This is a genomic window from Treponema parvum, from assembly GCF_017893945.1.
GTDB lineage: Bacteria > Spirochaetota > Spirochaetia > Treponematales > Treponemataceae > Treponema_D > Treponema_D parvum_A.
In genome coordinates, this window is record NZ_CP054257.1 from 1,538,059 (window position 1) to 1,555,621 (window position 17,563).

The following is a 17,563-nucleotide window of genomic DNA, read 5'->3' on the forward strand; positions in this document are numbered from 1 at the left end:
CCTCCTTTTATTATGAATAACTAATTATTTTTTTTGAACATTACTTTGGGATTTAAAACAAATGGAAAGTAAGCGCCTGTAAAATTACACATAGGCAGTAAACTGTCATCTACATTTATTCCGAGCAGATTCCTCATTTTCGTTTGCCGACGTAAGATTCTCGCATACAATTCAGGATATTCTTTATTAATTTCACTTCTCAAATTTTCATCCGCAACGATTACGGTATCTTCACATATAGCGCTCATTACAGGATCGTTACTGCTTGCAATCATGTCGCTTTGGAAATACGATCCCGAACATATTTTATATTTTGAATTTTTATAAAACGGGGAATTAACCCACTCATCCGTAGCAGTATTATGGCCGGGGTTCAATGCAACATTAAACCTTGCATCCCCTATGATACTCATCACTTTATCATAAACAATTCCGGCAGACTCATTAACTTTTACGCTTTCAAGCCAAGTCGCCACAGCTTTCCAATATTCCATGTAGAAATCTTCTATCCGTTCTTTTAATTTGGAATTGCAAGAATCGAAGTCATAAGCGGCAATCGCATTCCTTGAGCACAAACTGCCTCGTATCGCATAGCATATACCGCATACTTCTCCTACATGCAGTCTTGTATCATCACCGCTTCTAAGGCCGATAGAAACATTTTTAGGACCGAAATTCACCAAACCAAACATTGATATCGGAGAAAAATCAGCCCTACCGCATTGCGCAGCCTCGGATTCGGTAATTCCTTCTCTAAGGTTACATATAATTCTTTTTACAACTCCGCAGCATTTTATTGCTTGATATTCAGCCCATGCAACTTCTTTTGCAGTTGTAATTTTAAGTCTTATACCTCTATCAAGTCCCGTTAAAACATTGGTATAGTTTATGATATTGTCTTTATCGCCGACATCATACAGGGTCTCCATAATATACTGAGGAAGATCAAAAATATGCTTTTCGTCTTCATAAAAGTACTTATAACCGACAACTCCTATTTTAGACTTCTTATTTAACCCAACCGATCTCAATACAGAATCCAAGTCATTGCTCTTATTCCTAGGTTGTCCTTGCAGACTGAAATTCTGATATAGATATCTTTTAATCTCATATGGAATTTGAAAGCTATAGGCATATCCCTCATTACCCGTAACAATACTTTTTTCACCCTCTCGAGAAATAATCAGTAAGCCTTCTTCAAATCTGCAATCGTAACTCGAAAAATATTCAATATTTGCAAAATGTTCTCTATCTCCATAAATAACGACAAAATCAAGCCCATCAGATTTAATTTCTTTTAATAGACGATCGATTCTTACTTGATAATCTTTTTCTTCAAAAATGGGCCGAGGCACATTCTGTTCTTCAAAAAAGAATTGGTCGGTGTTGACAATCTTAACACAAGACATAAAAGCCCTCTCCGCTCATCAATTATTTTCTTCCATGATGAAATTAATCATCATAAAACTTTATGTAAGTATATTAAAATGAAAAATTTGATCTGTCAACTAAAAAAACATAACCACAGTAATACAACTGGAAAATAAATTACTTTTTGCCCCGCAACTTTTGATTAGAAATTTTTATTATTTTTATATATACTATTTATATTGCATAACGTTGCAACAAAAAAGGAAATTCAATTGAAAACTTTATTAAAGGCACAAGATCAATCAAATATAAAATATAATAATATCGCTATTGTCATGGAAGCGCTAAGATCCCCTTTAAACTTATCCAGAAGTGAAATTGCTCGATTTTTTAATATTAGTCCTTCAAGCGCAACAAGGATCGTCGGAGACTTGATTAGTAATAATATGATCATAGAAACAGATCTTAGCATATCAAACGGATTAGGAAGAAGGGCAACGCAACTAACCATAAATAAAGCATTTGCAAATTATGTCGGTTTTGAAATAACCGATAAAATAATAAATGCGTGTATTATAGACTTTTCAGGAAAAATAATCTCAAAATCTGAAAATTATTATGCCAAAGAAAAAAATAACATAGATATTCTGCTCAATGCCTTAAAAAAAACTTACCATAAATTATTAAAAACCGGCAAAATTAGAAAATCAAAGATCAAAGGGATAGGTATCGGTATAGTAGGTGTGGTCAATCCGATTACAGGCGACAGCATATACAGCGATCTGCTCAATTGGAATAATGTACCGATACGAAGAATCGTTGAAGACGCATTTCATCGCCCCGTAGTTGTCGACAATGATATAAAGTGCGCCATAAACGGGGAAGTTTTTGAATATTCGTCTTTAAAACTTCAAAATGTTTCTTTAATAAGCTTTGGGCGCGGTGTTGCTGCCGCAACCATACACAACGGAAAGCTCTTAAGAGGCAATACAAATGGGGCCGGAGAAATCGGCCATACTATAGTCGACTATTCAAACACACAGATTTGTCATTGCGGAAGAAAAGGGTGCGCATCCGCTTATCTTACGGAAGAAGCAACAATCAATTTTGCAAAAAAATTTGATCCTTCAATTTCTTCCCTAGACGACATACAGACTGCAGTACTAGCGGACAAATCTTGGGCACATGAACTGATCGATAAGATCAGCACATATATGTCGATCCTAATTTGTAACCTTATCTGCTATCAAAACCCAGAAAATATAATTTTAAGAGGAATGCTGCTGGAAAAAATACCGTCACTGAGAACTATTGCATTGGATAAATGTGCAAAACAACAATTTCCACCGCTCCGTGATACTGCAAATTTTCTTCCAGATAAATTAAAACAAAACGCCGTATGTGTCGGCGCTGCGATAAATGCACTAAAAGAGCACACAAATAGAGAGATAAAAATAATCGCTGATATGTAAAATTCGGCTATCGTCTTATCAGTTGCCCTAAATCACATGCAAACTGCGGCTCATGAGCCGCAGGAACCTCTAAAAACTGCAGTTTTTAGAGGTTCCCATTCATATTTCAATCATTCCGCAGTTTAAACGATATGATCTGGGAGTTGTGCCGTACGCTTCTTTGAATTTCTTATAGAAATATGCGGCGGAACAAAATCCCAGATTTTCGCTTATTACAGCGATCGGAACATCGGTATGCGACAGCATATGCGCTGCAATCCGCAAACGCTTCATATTATAGTACTGCAGCGGAGTATAATTTAAGTATTTTTTAAAAGTCCTAATTATATGTTCGCTGCTCAAACCTACTTTGGCAACTATATTACAAAACCCCTTCCCTATCCTATTCGGATCGTCAAATTCAACGATCAGTTTTGAAAGCCAAACAGGCAGGTTGGTATAGCTCGGAGCAGAATTGTTTTTTAAATTTATTACATTGTGCAAAAGTTCCACCAACAGCCATCTCAGATGGCTTTTTTCAAAATTAGGATCGTCGGATATGACAGGAGAAAGTTTGGACATTTCATTATTTATAAATTCCAAATAATTGGGCGACAGGTGATAAACGCTGTCTTTGTCCTTAAAAAATTCTTCATCGCTCATGGAATAAAGATATTTTGAAACTTCGTTCATGGTGGATTTTAAAAAGGCAAGGTTTATATGTTCGGACTCTACGTCGACGATCGCAATCTTGCTGTGTATGGTTCCGGGACGCGTAAGGATAAGATCTCCGGCATTTAGCTTATACCGCTTCCCTTCATGGGTCATTATAAACGAGCCTCTAATGAGCAGTGAAAATTCATAAAAATTGTGTACTTGAGGATATTCTTTACTGTTGATTGCAAATCTCAGCGAATAGTTGGCTTCTCTTTTTAAATCAATTACTTTTTCATCGTCTATCTCTCGGATCATTATATCAATATAGAGTAATAAATTCTCATTGTAAATCCTTTTTTATGCATAAAACTACAATATTATATAAACAAGAGGTTAATAAATGAAATTAGGAATAGGTTTATATCGACACATGTTGGACAGCGAACATTTCCGATTTGCGCGGCAATTGGGCTGCACGGACGTAATAGTTCATCTTGCCTCCTATTATTCTAAAGAAAAAGGCGTTGTAACTGCGACTGATGAAAAAAGCAACTATGGAAATTGCGATACAAACGACCCCGTATGGACGCTCGACGGCATGCAAAATCTTAAAGCCGCAGCGGAAAAAGAAGGAATCAATATCTACGGCATAGAAAATTTTAATCCTTCGGATTGGTACGACGTACTTCTTGACGGTCCTGAAAGAGAAACGCAGATGGAAAAGCTAAAAACCATCATCCGCAGCGCGGGGAAAGCCGGCATTCATAACTTCGGATATAATTTTAGTTTTGCCGGCGTATGGGGACATCAGAGGCTGCCTGTAGCCAGGGGAGGCGCCGTAAGCGCATGTTTTCACGCGTCCGATTTGGATATAGACTCTCCGATTCCCGACGGCGAAATCTGGAACATGACGTACAAGCAAGGAGAAAAAGGAAAGTTTGTCGCTCCCATCACTCACGATATGCTGTGGGACAGGGTTAAAAGATTCATCGATGAACTTCTGCCCGTAGCCGAAGAAGCGAAGGTTGCGCTTGCGCTTCATCCCGACGATCCGCCGATGCCGGAATTAAGACAAACCGCTCGTTTGGTATTTCAACCCAAGTATTATGAAAAACTCATAGGCTTGAATAAAAGCCCCATGAATCAGCTGGAATTTTGTCTGGGGTCCATTCAAGAAATGAGCGAAGGCAACGTCTACGACTGTACGGACAAATTTTCAGCGGAAAACAGGATAAGCTATATTCATTTCAGAAACGTAAAAGGGCATGTTCCCGATTACGACGAAGTTTTCCTTGACGAAGGCGACATAGATATGTTTAGAATTCTTAAAATTCTAAAGAAAAACGGATTTGAAGGACTTCTCATTCCCGACCACACGCCGGAAATGTCTTGTCCGGGAGCTTGGTATGCGGGTATGGCGTATGCCATAGGCTATATGAGAGCAGCTCTAAAAGCTGTAAATGAATTTTGACGGAAGGTTATTATGGACAAAAAACATCTTACATCTTTATTCGACACTATTAAGAGTGAACTCTATACTCCCGTAGTGGGCGACATTCTGGATCAGGTGGGATACGAGCATCAATTTCTTCCGCAGAGCATAGGACCTGCAAGAGATGATTTTAAGATCGTGGGCTTTGCTATGCCCGTGCTGATGATCGACGTATACGGCAAACAAAAAAAGCCGTTCGGGTATCTCACTGAAGCTCTTGACCAACTGGAAAACGACGATGTATATATAGCTTCAGGCGGAGCTATGAGATGCGCCTATTGGGGAGAACTTCTTACTGCGACAGCCCGCACACGAAAAGCCGCAGGAGCCGTCATAAACGGGTTTCACCGTGATACGCCGCAGATGTTAGCTCAAAACTGGCCCGTATTTTCCAGAGGCAGATATGCTCAGGACTCTTCCGTAAGAACCCAAGTGGCGGATTACAGATGCCATATCGAATGCGGACAGGTTTCCGTAGATCCGGGCGACTTGGTGTTCGGCGACATCGACGGAGTTTTAATTATCCCGCAAAAAGTTGCGGAAGAAGTTATAGAAAAAGCCTTGGAAAAAGCCCGCGGAGAGAAGATCGTTCGCAAAGCTATCGAAGGGGGAATGACGGCTACCGCCGCATTCGCAAAATTCGGAATTTTATAAGGAGAAAGGAGGTGGAATTCGATTATAAGAAAAAATTTTCCCTCTCGGGGAAAGTCGCTGTAGTTACGGGCGCCGTTACCGGCCTTGGGTATGCAATGGCAAAATGCTTTGCCGAAGCAGGTGCGAAGGTTTTTATTACCGGCGTAAGCGATCTTACAAGAGTCCAAAAGGCTGCAGAGGAGATCGGACACGGATGCGAAGGCCTTTTATACGATATTACGGACGAATCTCTTCATTCCGAGATGGTAAAAAAAATTACCGGCAAAGGCGGGAGAATTGATATTGTTGTTTGTAATGCGGGTGTGCATTGCAAAAAGGAGGTTGAGGACATAACAAAAGCGGATTTTGAGAGAGTCCTTGGCGTACATGTTGTCGGGGCATTCGGACTTATCAGAGCTGCGGTTCCGTATATGAAAAAACAGCGCAGCGGAAGTATTATCATGATATCTTCCATGTCTGCCTATCTTGCGCTTACAAAAGTAGCCGCATACGGATCTGCAAAAGGAGCGGTACTCGGAATGGTAAAATGTCTTTCCGGAGATCTTGCGCCTTTCGGTATAAGAGTAAACGCCATCGCGCCCGGCTTTATCGACACTCCGATGTTTCATAAAGCGGTTGACGATGATTTGCCCCGCCAGAAAAAAATTCTAGGACATACTCCGATGGGAATTTACGGCAAACCTGAAGACGTAGCATGGGCGGGATTGTATCTTGCTTCCGACGCTTCCGGTTTTGTAACAGGCGTATCCATCCCTGTAGACGGGGGATGTTCCATAGGTTTTTAATTTAGAAAAGGGAGATAGTAAAATGAAAAAAATTATAGGTCTTCTGACCATTCTGTTTATGGCAGGAATGATGTTCGCAAACGGTTCAAAGGAAAGTTCTTCCAAGGGACCGTACAAGATGAAATTCGGCAACACGGCCGGAGAAAAAGATACCCAAACCATGGGACTTTACGAAGTTGCAAAACGTCTCAATGCGTCGGGACTGTTCGCAGTTGAAGTATTTCCTTCTTCCGCACTCGGCGACACTGACGACATAGTGGAACAGGGACTTCAGGGTGCGCCCGTTCTTACGGTTACCGACCCCGGCCGTATCATGAGCTATATCAATGACTTCGGCGTCATCCAGATGCCATACATGTTCGAAGACGCTTCAGGTCTTAACGACCTCATCCAAACGCCTCTCTATAAAGAATGGGAAAAGCAATTTGAAAAGAAGTTCGGTCTTAAACTGATTACTTCCAACTGGTACTCCGGAGCCAGGAATTTTGTCTGTGACAAAGAAATCAACAAGCCTTCGGATCTGAAGGGCTTAAAAATCAGAACGATCGGTTCGCCGCTTTATACCGAAAGCATCAAAGCTATGGGAGCCGTCCCCACTCCGATGGCTTGGTCCGAAGTATATTCGGCCATTCAGCAGAAAGCTATCGACGGCGCGGAAGTTCAGACACCTTCGTCCTATGCGACAAGGCTTTATGAAATATCGAAAGTTACAAACAAGACGGGACATTTCCAGCTTATCGGATGCGTGGTTATGGGTGCGGACGTGTTCAATTCATGGAGTAAAGAAGCTCAGGATCTCTTTGTAAAAACATTCAGAGAAGTAGGAACGGAAAACCAAGCCCTCGTAAAAAAACTTACCGTCGAATATGAAAAAGAAATGGCAGCCAAGGGCATGATCATTCGCGATCTCGACAAGACTCCGTTTATTGAAGCGGTCCAGCCCGTTTATGCGACGCTCGGTTATACAAAACTGCGCGACGAGCTCTTTAAACAGCTTGGAAAAAAATAAAGACACTTTCTGAAAAACTCTGATAAATTTTTAAAAGTGTTCTACGTGTTTTAGGTTAAGCTCCTAGCGCGATAATCTAAAAACGCCGCAACTTATGATATAGGGAACAGACTGTCGAAAAAGCAACCGTCTTTTGAGACAGCCCCGTTCCCATAAGTTGTTTTATCATCGCGCCTGTTTTAAAATTACGGCAGTGATGATCCTAAAATAATTTGGAGATTCCCTAATGGAAAGGTTCATAACTAGATTATCAAAAGCTTACGACAAGCTTTGCAAGGCGGAGATGGTATTTTGCTGTATCTTATTTTTTACCATCGTCTCACTTGTTTTCGTATCCGCCATCCTGAGAAAATTCAATACTCCGGTCTCTTGGACAGTTGACATATCTCAACTGTGTTTTGCATGGACAGCTTTTTTCGGTGCCGACATAGCTCTTAGAAAGGGATCTTTGGTAGGCGTGGACATCGTCACCATGCGTATGACGCCTAAAATTAAAAAGATTTGTAAAATCTTAACTTATATTTTCATGTTTTTCTTTGTAATCATTCTACTTAGATACGGTTTTCCGCTGGCTATAAAAAACTGGAACAGAAGCTTTCAGACACTTTCGGTCAGCTACAGCTTTGTAACGCTAAGCCTTCCGTGCGCCTCGGTCTTTATGATCATGAGCATAATACACAATCTTTTAGCGGTTATACACTCGTCGGAAGAGGCTAAGGAGGAAGAAAAATGTGGCTGTTACTGATTCTATTCGTATTGCTTCTCGTTATCGGCATGCCTATCGCCTTTGTGATAGGCATTTCAGGCGGCGGATATTTTCTGATCAACGATGAAATTCCGTGGACTGTTCTTGTTCAGCGCGTCGTTGCGCAAACCCAGTCTTTTGCATTTTTAGCCGTTCCTTTTTTTCTTTTCGCAGGAAATTTAATGAACGAAACCGGCATCACAAAGCAGCTGTTATCCCTAGCCCGCCTTCTCACAAGAAAGATGTACGGAGGAACTGCACAAGTAAACGTAGTCCTTTCGACTCTCATGGGCGGAGTTTCAGGTTCGGCGTGCGCCGACGCAGGCATGGAAATCAGAATTCTCGGGCCGGACATGGACAGGCTAGGATATCCCAAAGGATACACCTGCTCCCTTACTTGTCTTACGAGTCTGATCACGGCCACAATTCCGCCAAGCCTAGGCCTCATCCTATACGGTTTTGTCGGAGAAGTTTCCATAGGACAGCTGTTTGCAGCCGGTCTTTTACCCGGTATGCTCATGTGCTTCGCGCTCATGGGAACGGTCACGCTGACGTGCAGGAAAAACGGCTACGATGTACCCAAAAGCGACGTAAAATGGTTTACACTAAAAGAATTGGGAGAAAATCTTAAATCTTCCATATGGGCGCTGATGTTCCCCATAATCCTCATCGTAGGTATAAGGTTCGGAGTTTTTACACCGAGCGAAGCCGGAGCTTTTGCCGTCGTCTATTCAATAGCGGTCGGCGTTTTCGTATACAAGGAGCTCACTCTTAAGAGTTTTATTCAGAGTTTAAAAAACGCCGTCGTAGACACCGGCGCTATAATATTCATCATCGCTCTATCGGGTATATTCAGTTACGCTCTTACTTACGGAAACGTTCCCAAGATTATGTCTTCCTTCCTTATAGGAATTACGGACAATCCGCAGATAATGGTCTTAATAATGCTGGGCTTTCTGTTTATCACAGGAATGCTGGTAGATTCCAATGTGAACATTCTTCTGCTTACGCCGATTTTCCTTCCGGTAGTAACTGAACTGGGAATAAATCCCGTACACTTCGGAGTTTGTATGATGACCATCGTTACGATGGGCTGTATGACGCCGCCGGTAGGAACGGCAATATACATCGTATGCGGCATCCATAAAACTTCGATCCAAGATTATATAAAGTACTCGTTACCGTTCTTCGGGGCCGTTCTGCTCGAAGTGATTATTCTGGTATTTATTCCGCAGATTACAATGTTCATACCGAACCTCTTGTATCGGTAACGCAAAAAACATCTGTAACCGTTTACGCCCGACTGCATCTGCAGTTCGGGCGTAGTTTAAGACTTTAGCACAAGTTAAAGATAACCGCGGCGCAATGCATAAGGCGGTTCATATCCGGTTTTAAAGAAATATAAGGAAACATAAGATGAAAGACTTTTTTTCAGAGACTTTTATGCTCGAAAGTCCCTTAGCCGTAGAATTATATGAAAAGCATGCAAAAAGCATGCCTATATTCGATTATCACTGTCATCTTTCCGCAAAAGAAATATACGAAGACAAAGTTTTTTCCTCACTAGGCGGATTATGGTTCGATCACGACCATTATAAATGGAGACTCATAAGAGCCTTCGGCACGGATGAAAAAAATGTCACAGGAAACGGCGACATCTACGACAAATATCTTGCCTTTGTTGATACGCTGCCCTACGCCGTCGGAAATCCCGTGCTTCATTGGACATACTGCGAGCTTAAAGACGTATTCGGCATAACGGAGCCTCTAACGCGCGAAAGCGCAAAACGTATATGGGACAAAGCGAACGCCGATATTTCCCAAAAGCGCCTGTCTCCGAGAAAGATGCTTGCCTTCTATAACGTAAAAGGATTGTGCACAACAGAAGATGCGTCGGCCGATCTGTCTTACCATAAAAAGCTCAAGGACGAATGGCCTGAATGTAAGGTTATTCCCGCTTGGCGGCCGGATAAAATTCTCGGCGTGAACAGCTACAAGTTTATTCCCGAACTTAAAGCTCTGTCCTTAATTTGCGGACCGATAAATTCCTATGAAGACTTAAAAAAATCCTTAGTGAAGAGGATGAACGATTTTTTGGAACACGGCTGCGTCGCAAGCGATCACGATCTTAACGCTTTTAAATTTTCCCTCGTAAACGACAAAGAAATGGATGAAATATTTAAAAAGGCCGTTTCGCTGAAGGCTGTAACCGAAGAAGAAGCGGCTTCATGGAAATGCACTTTGCTAGTATTTTTATATTCCGAATATCATAAAAGGAATTGGGCGGTAGAATTGCACGCGGGGTGCAACAGAGACCAAAATATGAAAATGGTAAAAGCGGTAGGAGAAGCCTGCGGATATGACAGCCCAGGAGATAATGAAATGGCGCTCCCTCTGGGGCAGCTCTTTAACCATCTGGAAGAAAACGGCATCCTGTCAAAGTCTATTCTATTTTCTTTAAATCCGAAAGATCTTTGGACGCTGGCGTCTCTTTGTTACACGTTTCATGAAGAAGGAATAAGAGGAAAAATGCAGCTCGGAGCCGCATGGTGGATGCAGGACCATAAAAAAGGCATGATCGACCACATGGACGCCCTTGCAAACACGGGTCTTCTGGGCACCTTTATCGGGATGCTTACCGACTCCAGATCATTCCTGTCGTATTCAAGGCATGATTACTTCAGAAGGATATTATGCACGTATCTGGCTTCTTATGTCGAAAAAGGAGAATATCCTTACGCCGGGAATATAAAAAAACTTACGGAAGATATCTGTTACAACAACGTCATAAAGTATTTGTTCGGGTAATTTTAAGGCGCAACCGGTTGCGCCGGTGACACAAACCGCGTAAAAAGCGCTTGTTACGAGCTTTTAGCGGCCGTTAAAAGCCCTCTGCAAGGATCCGTATAATTTGACAAAAAAAGGCTTGAATTTAATAATTCAAGCCTTTTAGCATCTCCTAGCAGAATTGAACTGCTGTTGTCGGGATGAAAACCCGATGTCCTAACCACTAGACGAAGGAGACCGGTAAAAAAAAGCAGAGGTTAAAAACTTCTGCTTTTATGAGCTACTCGTGATTCGAACACGAGACCCACGCCTTAAAAGGGCGTTGCTCTACCTACTGAGCTAGTAGCCCGCGCGTCACAAAGCAATTTGCCGTGATATTTAGTAAATATATATTTTTTATGAAAAAGTGTCAAGTACCGTTTCTAAAATCTAAAGCAGGCTTATCCTCTAACTTGGCCGTAACATAAATTGGCCGCCATTTAAACCGTGCAGCAGATACCGCAGAGCATTTCAACGCCGGCGGCAAACTACCGTCACATTCCCATATCCAATTTATCCATGAGCTTTTTATGCAAGGTTTTACAATCGCCGTTATCAAGCCCTAGCCTTTCGGCATTTGTAAGATCGAGCAAGGATTTTCCGTACTCGTTCATCTTATAATAAGCCCAAGCCCTTCTATAAAAAGCGTGAGACTGATATTCGTTAATCGCAAGCGAAGCGGAAAAACATTCCGCCGACTCCTTATAATCGTCCTTTATCATATGAACGATTCCCTGGTAGTACAAGGCTCTGTAATTTTTACTGTCATGATCAAAACTGCTTTTAAAATCACTTAAGGCTTTTTCAAAGTCGTTCTTTGAAAAATACGCCATGCCGCGGTGCTTGTATATGACGGTAAGTACGGCAGGCGGAGGCTTGGGATCGGAGGTAAGGATCGCCGTATATATCTCCACAGCTCTGTCAAGATCGCCCGTATTGTGCGCATGCAGCGCTTCGAGTATCAGATCGTCTATCGTTCCCCGCACAAACGGGGAAATCCGTTCAATATTCTTATTAAGATAAGTTTCCTTATCTCCCTCTTCGTGAGTGAGCTTATCGGCTTTAAAATAAAAAGTTTGCCGCCTCTGATCCATTTCTCTTTGCAGCTTGTTTTGATAGTCGCGTATTTCCTGAAAAATTATGTCGGCCAGGCTTAAGGACGCATTCATGGACGCAAGTTTTCTGCGCAGGGGAATATCGGTAGGAGAAAATTCGCTTTTATATATAAGTTCATGTTCGACCTCGGCCCATGCATCCTGAAGGATGGTTCTTACTTGAATTTCACATACAAGATCCTTGGGAATTTTCAACGGCGCAACTTCTTTAACATCATCGGACGGTTTACCTGACGGTTGATCTGACGCGGCCGCCTTGTCCGAAACGATAAGCCTATCCGGCTCGGAAAGATAGGCGCAGCCGGGCAACATGACAGGCACGCACGAAGGCGGAATTTCGATCAAAATGTGCACGGATTCATATCCGAATTCTTTAAAATTATTCGGATTTCCCTTGTGCTCCACTTCTTTTACGACATAATTTTCTTTTATCTGCCGTTCAACTACGGAAAGGTCTTCCAAAAAAGCGCATATAACCCTTATTCCCATAATATCGCTCACGCAGATCAAGACATCGTCGTTTGCGAATTCCTGTCGTTTTTTTACGCGGAGAATTTTACGATAATAGCTTGCAAAAGTCTTTATGCGCGATTTATACGTAGGGTTTGAGCGCAAGGAAAGCGTGTCTTTTAAACTTTGTTCTATATTTTTTACAATGGCGGAAAGCAGGGGCGTATATTTTTCATAAACATTTTTTATAGTATTTTTTTCAGGCAATACGTAATCGCCGCCGTCAGCATTTTGCATATTCATAGTCAACCCACTTTACAAACCGATACGGACAATCAACAACCTCGCCGCAGGTTCTCGGAAAAGCTTTAGGCAGCGGCGCAGGAGTATTGATCCGTTAAACGAATAAAAAAAAGCCGGTTCAAAAGTTTTCCGCTTTTAAACCGACTTTTATAACGCAAAGAGCACAAAACGCATTATCGGAAATTGAAATTTCCGCGCATACCGCTTTTTAACGGACATTTAATTTCAACCGCTAAAAATATCGCGGTCTCATTAAACGGCGAGTTTGCTGTGCAAACGCCGCTTATCATATGTGCACAATATGCGCACCAATTCAACAGTCTCCAAAATTGATATTTTGTTCGACTGTTGAATTTAAAGGAACATTTAATTCAGCTTACTGCTGTGTTTTTGCGTATTCGTCACTTGTGAAGGCTTCATCAGTGGCCATATTGACCTTTTCAAGGTAGCGGTCAACTTGTTTGTCGCCGAAGCGAAGCATTTCAGCCTGCTGCTTTAAAGTTTCTTTATAGCCGATGATTCCCCAAACATCTTCGTCGCGGATATCGCGTTCCGAAGAAAGAAGAGCACGGTCATAGATAAGCTGAACGTCTTTGAAATATCCGATAAAATCGCCGCCCACATGAGCTGCATCGCGTGTAACCTGGAAACCTGTGAATTTCACAAAGGGAAGTCCGCGCGGATAAATGGGAACTACGCGGATTTCACGGTTACGAATTTCAGTGATATAGCTGGGATTGTTCCACTGAAGAGTTCTCCAGCCGTCGAAGCCCAAATATCCCATAAAATAGCGGCGTTCAACGTCATCCGTATCTTTGAGCATTACATACAGACCATGCGGAAAATTCATACCCATAGTAGTTACTGAAATCGATTTAATAGCTCCGACATTTTTTACAAGGCCGTATCCGCCTTCAAAAAGAGTGTTGTTATCGTTTCTATAAAGTCTGTTTTCGGAATCGGGAGCGGCAACGGGATCTCCGGTACGTACGCCGTCATCGCCGGCTTCTCTGTACGGTTCGTAAGCCGGAATCTCAAACGGAGGCACTATCTTCGCATTTGCATTATTTGCAGTTACGGGAAAAACTACGCGAACGCCCATTACAGCCTTATCCGCTAAAGCAGCCGTAACGCCTTCTTCTTTTTGCGGGTTCTGAACTTTTACTTCAACGACCCTCGAAAGATTCATGCTGGAAACGTTTTTTGCCGAAGAGTTTAAAACAACTTCCCATTCCGGCATAGCAAGAGACGTTTTCATAAGCGCTTTCTGATCGTCGGTAAACGTAGCGCCGGCAGCGACCGAATAATCCATTGTCGTCCGTTTATTTTGTGTGTAGACAGGATTACCATCTTTATCGCTTACAGGCTGACCCTGCAGATCAAGTTTTTGAATGATATCAGCATTGAGCAATGAAAAATCAATGAGCATTGCTTTTTCAGCAAAAACAAAAGCTCCCGCCAATAACAGCGTAACTGTTAAAAAATAAGACTTTCTCTTCATTCTGAAGCTCCTTTTAAACCTAAGTGATGTAGCCTTGTTCTATAAGTATCCATTAATGCAATGATTTTGTCAACGGTTTGCTTACAAAAGTCATCCGCATTTTAAACGTTTTCAAAAAATCTCTTTATTATCGGCAAATATCTCGATTTTCTTTACATATTTAAAATTATGTAAAATATTTTTCCTTAAAAGATCGAATCCCGCATTTATTTCCGACGCGGCGTCGTCACTTTTTACTATGTCGCCTGAAAGATTAATAAACAGAGTTCCGCCGTCAAAAAAACAAAAAAGGGAGCGCGTCCCTTTGGGAAAAAGCAGTTTGCAGCGAGGATTTTGCGGCCCGAGCAAAAGCTCGTTTACAAAAACCTGAAGCCGCCTTTCTTTTTCAATGTGCGGTAAATAACGTTCTTCAAGGCATTGCCTTCCTTTATCGAAGGACTCGAAAAACAATACATATCTTGTTTTAGGCTTGTTTAAGATCCAAAAGCAAAGAGATATTACGAAAACCGCAGAAGGAAATATTATAAGTATTTTACGTTGTTTTTCAGTCATTTATTTTCGTAAAACCTCTGGAACGTTCGAAATGCGTCATAAAAGCGCTAAGCCCATTATATATTCCGTTTGCAGTCTTTTTCAAGTATGAACCGTCGTTCAAAAGCTTGGCTTCATTTTCATTTGTTACGAATCCCATTTCAACCAAAACGCTGGGCATTTTTGCGTTGCGCACGACAAACCATTCTTCCGCCTTTATTCCCCGCGCGACCGTCCGATTTCCGATCTGCGCCTGAAGACCGTCCATGATAAATTTTGCTATAAGGATGCTTTCAGTAGTGTATTCCTCTTCCATCATCGAATTAAGGATAGGAAAAAGGGAATCATCGTGTCCGCTGTTTTGAGAGATAACGGTCCTTCTATAATCGGGCGTAAGATACCAAACTTCATAGCCTGAAGCTTTTTTGTCCAAAGAAGCGTTCGCGTGTATCGATATATAGATCACCGCTTCGTTGTCCTTTAATTTTACCGAATTTGCTATTTCGGTTCGTTCGCTTAAAGAAAGGAATTTGTCGGAATCTCGGGTGAGAAGGATATTTTTATCCGGATAACCGCTTTTAAGATGCGCGTAAAGGATCTTGCCTACGGCAAGCGTGAGATCTTTTTCTTTAAGCGTTACCTTTTTTCCGTTGATCGTGTGCACAGCCATTGCGCCTGGATCTTTTCCGCCGTGCCCGGGATCTACTATTACGGCTCCTATGCGGAAGGAATTTCCGTCCGTTTCGGAGCGGAAAAATTGCTCGCTTTGATCGAGAAAATCTTTACCGGCCGTCAGAGCTCCGCCGGAAAAAACAAGGGGTTCTATCATTGAAAGTTTGCGGTTGTCAAGCAACACAAGGTTGTCTCCCGCACGGAAAGAGATCTGATGCCCGTTTTTTTCAAGTATGCCCGACTGAGAAAGAGGATCCCAATACACGGTGATTCCCTTACTTGCGGCTTCCGACAAAAGATCCGCTGAAAATGCGGGAAAAATGCAAAACGCAAACAAGGCGGCAAAGCAAAACGGTCTAAAGATAAATTTTAACATAAAATCACTTGCTGTCCGCTTCATATAAAACTCCCTGTATTCCGCCGCGAAGGAGCGCCGTCCAAAATCTAAACGCATCGAATTTTCTGTGCCCGGGACATAAAAGATCGAACCTTTCCAAAGTCTGTTCGATAGTGAGATAGTTCCAATCCTTAACGCCTTTTTTCGCAAATTCCTTAAGAAAATCCGGAAGAGCGGATTTAAGCGGCATGCCGGCGGGAATCGATCCCAAGCGGTCCTTATGCTTTTTCAGTTCGGCCGAAGTTTTTTCGTCAAGTTCATAGGCCGAAGGCGGAAATCCTTCTTCAGAAATTTCCGAAATTCCAGAAAGAAAAGAGTCGGTAACAGGGTTGTTAGGCATTAGACGCACAGTGATAAAACTAACGGCAATCTCCGCAGCGGCTACGGAGTCTTCCCTTGCAAGAGCGGCGCTTATTATGTTTCCACATTTTTCAACGTTATTGCGGGGAAAGGACACAACGCTTCCAGCCTTTACGCGGGGCAGCACATCTTTAATGAACGGAACTTTCGAAGCATTATCAAGCCCGATAACATCGCTTACGGTACCCGGAATGGAAATCCATGCGCGTTCGGCCGAAGTGTACACGCAGGGAACATCAAAAAGCTCAAAAGGTTTAGGCGCATTTTTTTGCGATTCAAGCGGAATATAGTCCAACGGCCTTTTGTGAGACTCAAGATATTCGGGAGTAAGCCCGCAGGAAAGGATCAGAGCTTCTTTCGTAAGATCGCAATCGGACGCATAAGGATATGTCCATCCCGACATATAACCGCCTGAAAGCCTAGCGGCTATTTCTCCGATCATGGGTCCGTCTTTTGTGTACTTTATGTCCGCTTTTGCGGCCCCGTGCGTAAGCCCTAAAGAGCGGATGCCGAGCGCAAAAGCGGACACAAGAGCGCAATACTGCTCGTAGGAGCAATCGGTAGGCATAGTGTGCCCTACTTCTATAAAATACGGAGGATATTTTATGTGCCGATCGGCAAAACCTGTTATCACAAGCTTTCCGTCATAGACCAAAGAATCGATTGAAAATTCAGGGCCTTCCATATAAGTTTCGATAATGGCGCTGGAGGTTCTTGAATTTTGTACGGCGTTTTTGATCGCAGGGGAAAATTCTTTTAAGTTTCTAACCATGCGGCAGCCCCGCCCGCCCATATTATCCACCGGTTTTACTACCAGCGGAAGGTCGTTTTCCAAAACGGTCGCGTCTAAATCTTTTGCCGTGAGTTTTCTAAATTTAGGCGAAGGAACTCCCGCTTTTTCAAAACAGGCGCGCATGATAGTTTTATCGCTGGCATTCACGGCGGATTTTAAAGAATGTCCGTAAAGCGAACACTTTTCCGCTACGGCGGCGACCGAAGCTGAAAAATCCGTTCCGGCTGTAAAGACAGCCTTCAGGCCTCCTTTTTTTTGCAGTTCCAAAGCGAATTTTATAAGACCTTCGGAATCTTTCAGATCGATCGGCCTGAATTCGTCCGCAAGAGGCACACAGACGGCTTCAGGATTTCCGTCTGCAAGCGCAACGCGGAAGCCGAGTTTTTTTGCCGCAAGAATTGCAGGTCTTTGCATAAGGCCTGCGCCTAAAATCAATATATTTTCCATAAAA

15 protein-coding genes and 2 tRNA genes are annotated in these 17,563 nt (G+C 42.4%); 8 read left to right on the forward strand and 9 right to left on the reverse strand.

All coding sequences use genetic code 11. The annotated features are described in order from the left end of the window. Positions 1-20: 20 nt before the first annotated feature. Positions 21-1,409: an aminopeptidase P family N-terminal domain-containing protein gene (locus HRI96_RS06850; protein WP_210116655.1), complete on the reverse strand. Its 1,389-nt coding sequence runs from the start codon at positions 1,407-1,409 to the stop codon at positions 21-23. Positions 1,410-1,610: 201 nt separating this feature from the next. On the opposite strand from HRI96_RS06850, the gene HRI96_RS06855 reads away from it, so the two are divergent. Further along, positions 1,611-2,843, forward strand: a complete 1,233-nt coding sequence (locus HRI96_RS06855; protein WP_210116656.1) for an ROK family protein — start codon at positions 1,611-1,613, stop codon at positions 2,841-2,843. Between the two features lie 99 nt (positions 2,844-2,942). Here HRI96_RS06855 and HRI96_RS06860 read toward each other — a convergent pair whose 3' ends face one another. Continuing rightward, positions 2,943-3,794, reverse strand: coding sequence for a helix-turn-helix domain-containing protein (locus tag HRI96_RS06860; protein WP_210116657.1), 852 nt, complete (start codon positions 3,792-3,794; stop codon positions 2,943-2,945). Between the two features lie 85 nt (positions 3,795-3,879). Here HRI96_RS06860 and HRI96_RS06865 point away from each other — a divergent pair, with 85 nt between their 5' ends. The 7 genes from HRI96_RS06865 (at position 3,880) to uxaC (ending at position 10,972) form a co-directional block, all read left to right on the forward strand. Then, positions 3,880-4,950, forward strand: coding sequence for a mannonate dehydratase (locus tag HRI96_RS06865; protein ID WP_210116658.1), 1,071 nt, complete (start codon positions 3,880-3,882; stop codon positions 4,948-4,950). Between the two features lie 12 nt (positions 4,951-4,962). After that, a complete protein-coding gene (locus tag HRI96_RS06870) occupies positions 4,963-5,625 on the forward strand; it encodes an RraA family protein (protein ID WP_210116659.1) in 663 nt (220 codons plus the stop codon). Positions 5,626-5,636: 11 nt separating this feature from the next. Then, positions 5,637-6,410, forward strand: a complete 774-nt coding sequence (locus tag HRI96_RS06875; RefSeq protein ID WP_210116660.1) for an SDR family NAD(P)-dependent oxidoreductase — start codon at positions 5,637-5,639, stop codon at positions 6,408-6,410. A 22-nt stretch (positions 6,411-6,432) separates the two neighbouring features. Beyond that, positions 6,433-7,419, forward strand: coding sequence for a C4-dicarboxylate TRAP transporter substrate-binding protein (locus HRI96_RS06880; RefSeq protein WP_210116661.1), 987 nt, complete (start codon positions 6,433-6,435; stop codon positions 7,417-7,419). 226 nt (positions 7,420-7,645) lie between these two features. Further along, positions 7,646-8,164 (forward strand): TRAP transporter small permease, encoded by a 519-nt coding sequence (locus tag HRI96_RS06885; protein WP_210116662.1) that lies wholly within the window; start codon positions 7,646-7,648, stop codon positions 8,162-8,164. Further along, entirely contained in the window at positions 8,149-9,435 is a 1,287-nt protein-coding gene (locus HRI96_RS06890) for a TRAP transporter large permease (RefSeq protein WP_210116663.1), read from the forward strand. The genes HRI96_RS06885 and HRI96_RS06890 overlap by 16 nt, the downstream gene beginning before the upstream one ends. A 145-nt stretch (positions 9,436-9,580) precedes the next feature. After that, positions 9,581-10,972: a glucuronate isomerase gene (gene uxaC / locus HRI96_RS06895; protein ID WP_210116664.1), complete on the forward strand. Its 1,392-nt coding sequence runs from the start codon at positions 9,581-9,583 to the stop codon at positions 10,970-10,972. Positions 10,973-11,117: 145 nt separating this feature from the next. Here the strand turns inward: uxaC and HRI96_RS06900 are convergent. The 7 genes from HRI96_RS06900 to HRI96_RS06930 form a co-directional block, all read right to left on the reverse strand. Further along, positions 11,118-11,189, reverse strand: a tRNA-Glu gene (locus HRI96_RS06900). Positions 11,190-11,227: 38 nt separating this feature from the next. Next, a tRNA-Lys gene (locus tag HRI96_RS06905) sits at positions 11,228-11,300 on the reverse strand. A gap of 184 nt (positions 11,301-11,484) precedes the next feature. Next, positions 11,485-12,858: a tetratricopeptide repeat protein gene (locus tag HRI96_RS06910; RefSeq protein ID WP_256729175.1), complete on the reverse strand. Its 1,374-nt coding sequence runs from the start codon at positions 12,856-12,858 to the stop codon at positions 11,485-11,487. A gap of 376 nt (positions 12,859-13,234) precedes the next feature. After that, entirely contained in the window at positions 13,235-14,359 is a 1,125-nt protein-coding gene (locus HRI96_RS06915; RefSeq protein WP_210116665.1) for a flagellar filament outer layer protein FlaA, read from the reverse strand. Between the two features lie 111 nt (positions 14,360-14,470). After that, entirely contained in the window at positions 14,471-14,911 is a 441-nt protein-coding gene (locus tag HRI96_RS06920) for a GerMN domain-containing protein (protein WP_210116666.1), read from the reverse strand. After that, positions 14,904-15,962 carry an N-acetylmuramoyl-L-alanine amidase gene (locus tag HRI96_RS06925; RefSeq protein ID WP_256729176.1) on the reverse strand — a complete coding sequence of 353 codons (1,059 nt, stop codon included), beginning with the start codon at positions 15,960-15,962 and terminating at the stop codon, positions 14,904-14,906. Before HRI96_RS06925 ends, HRI96_RS06920 begins: the two co-directional genes overlap by 8 nt. Then, entirely contained in the window at positions 15,943-17,559 is a 1,617-nt protein-coding gene (locus HRI96_RS06930; protein ID WP_210116667.1) for an ATP-grasp domain-containing protein, read from the reverse strand. The genes HRI96_RS06925 and HRI96_RS06930 overlap by 20 nt, the downstream gene beginning before the upstream one ends. Positions 17,560-17,563: the final 4 nt, after the last annotated feature.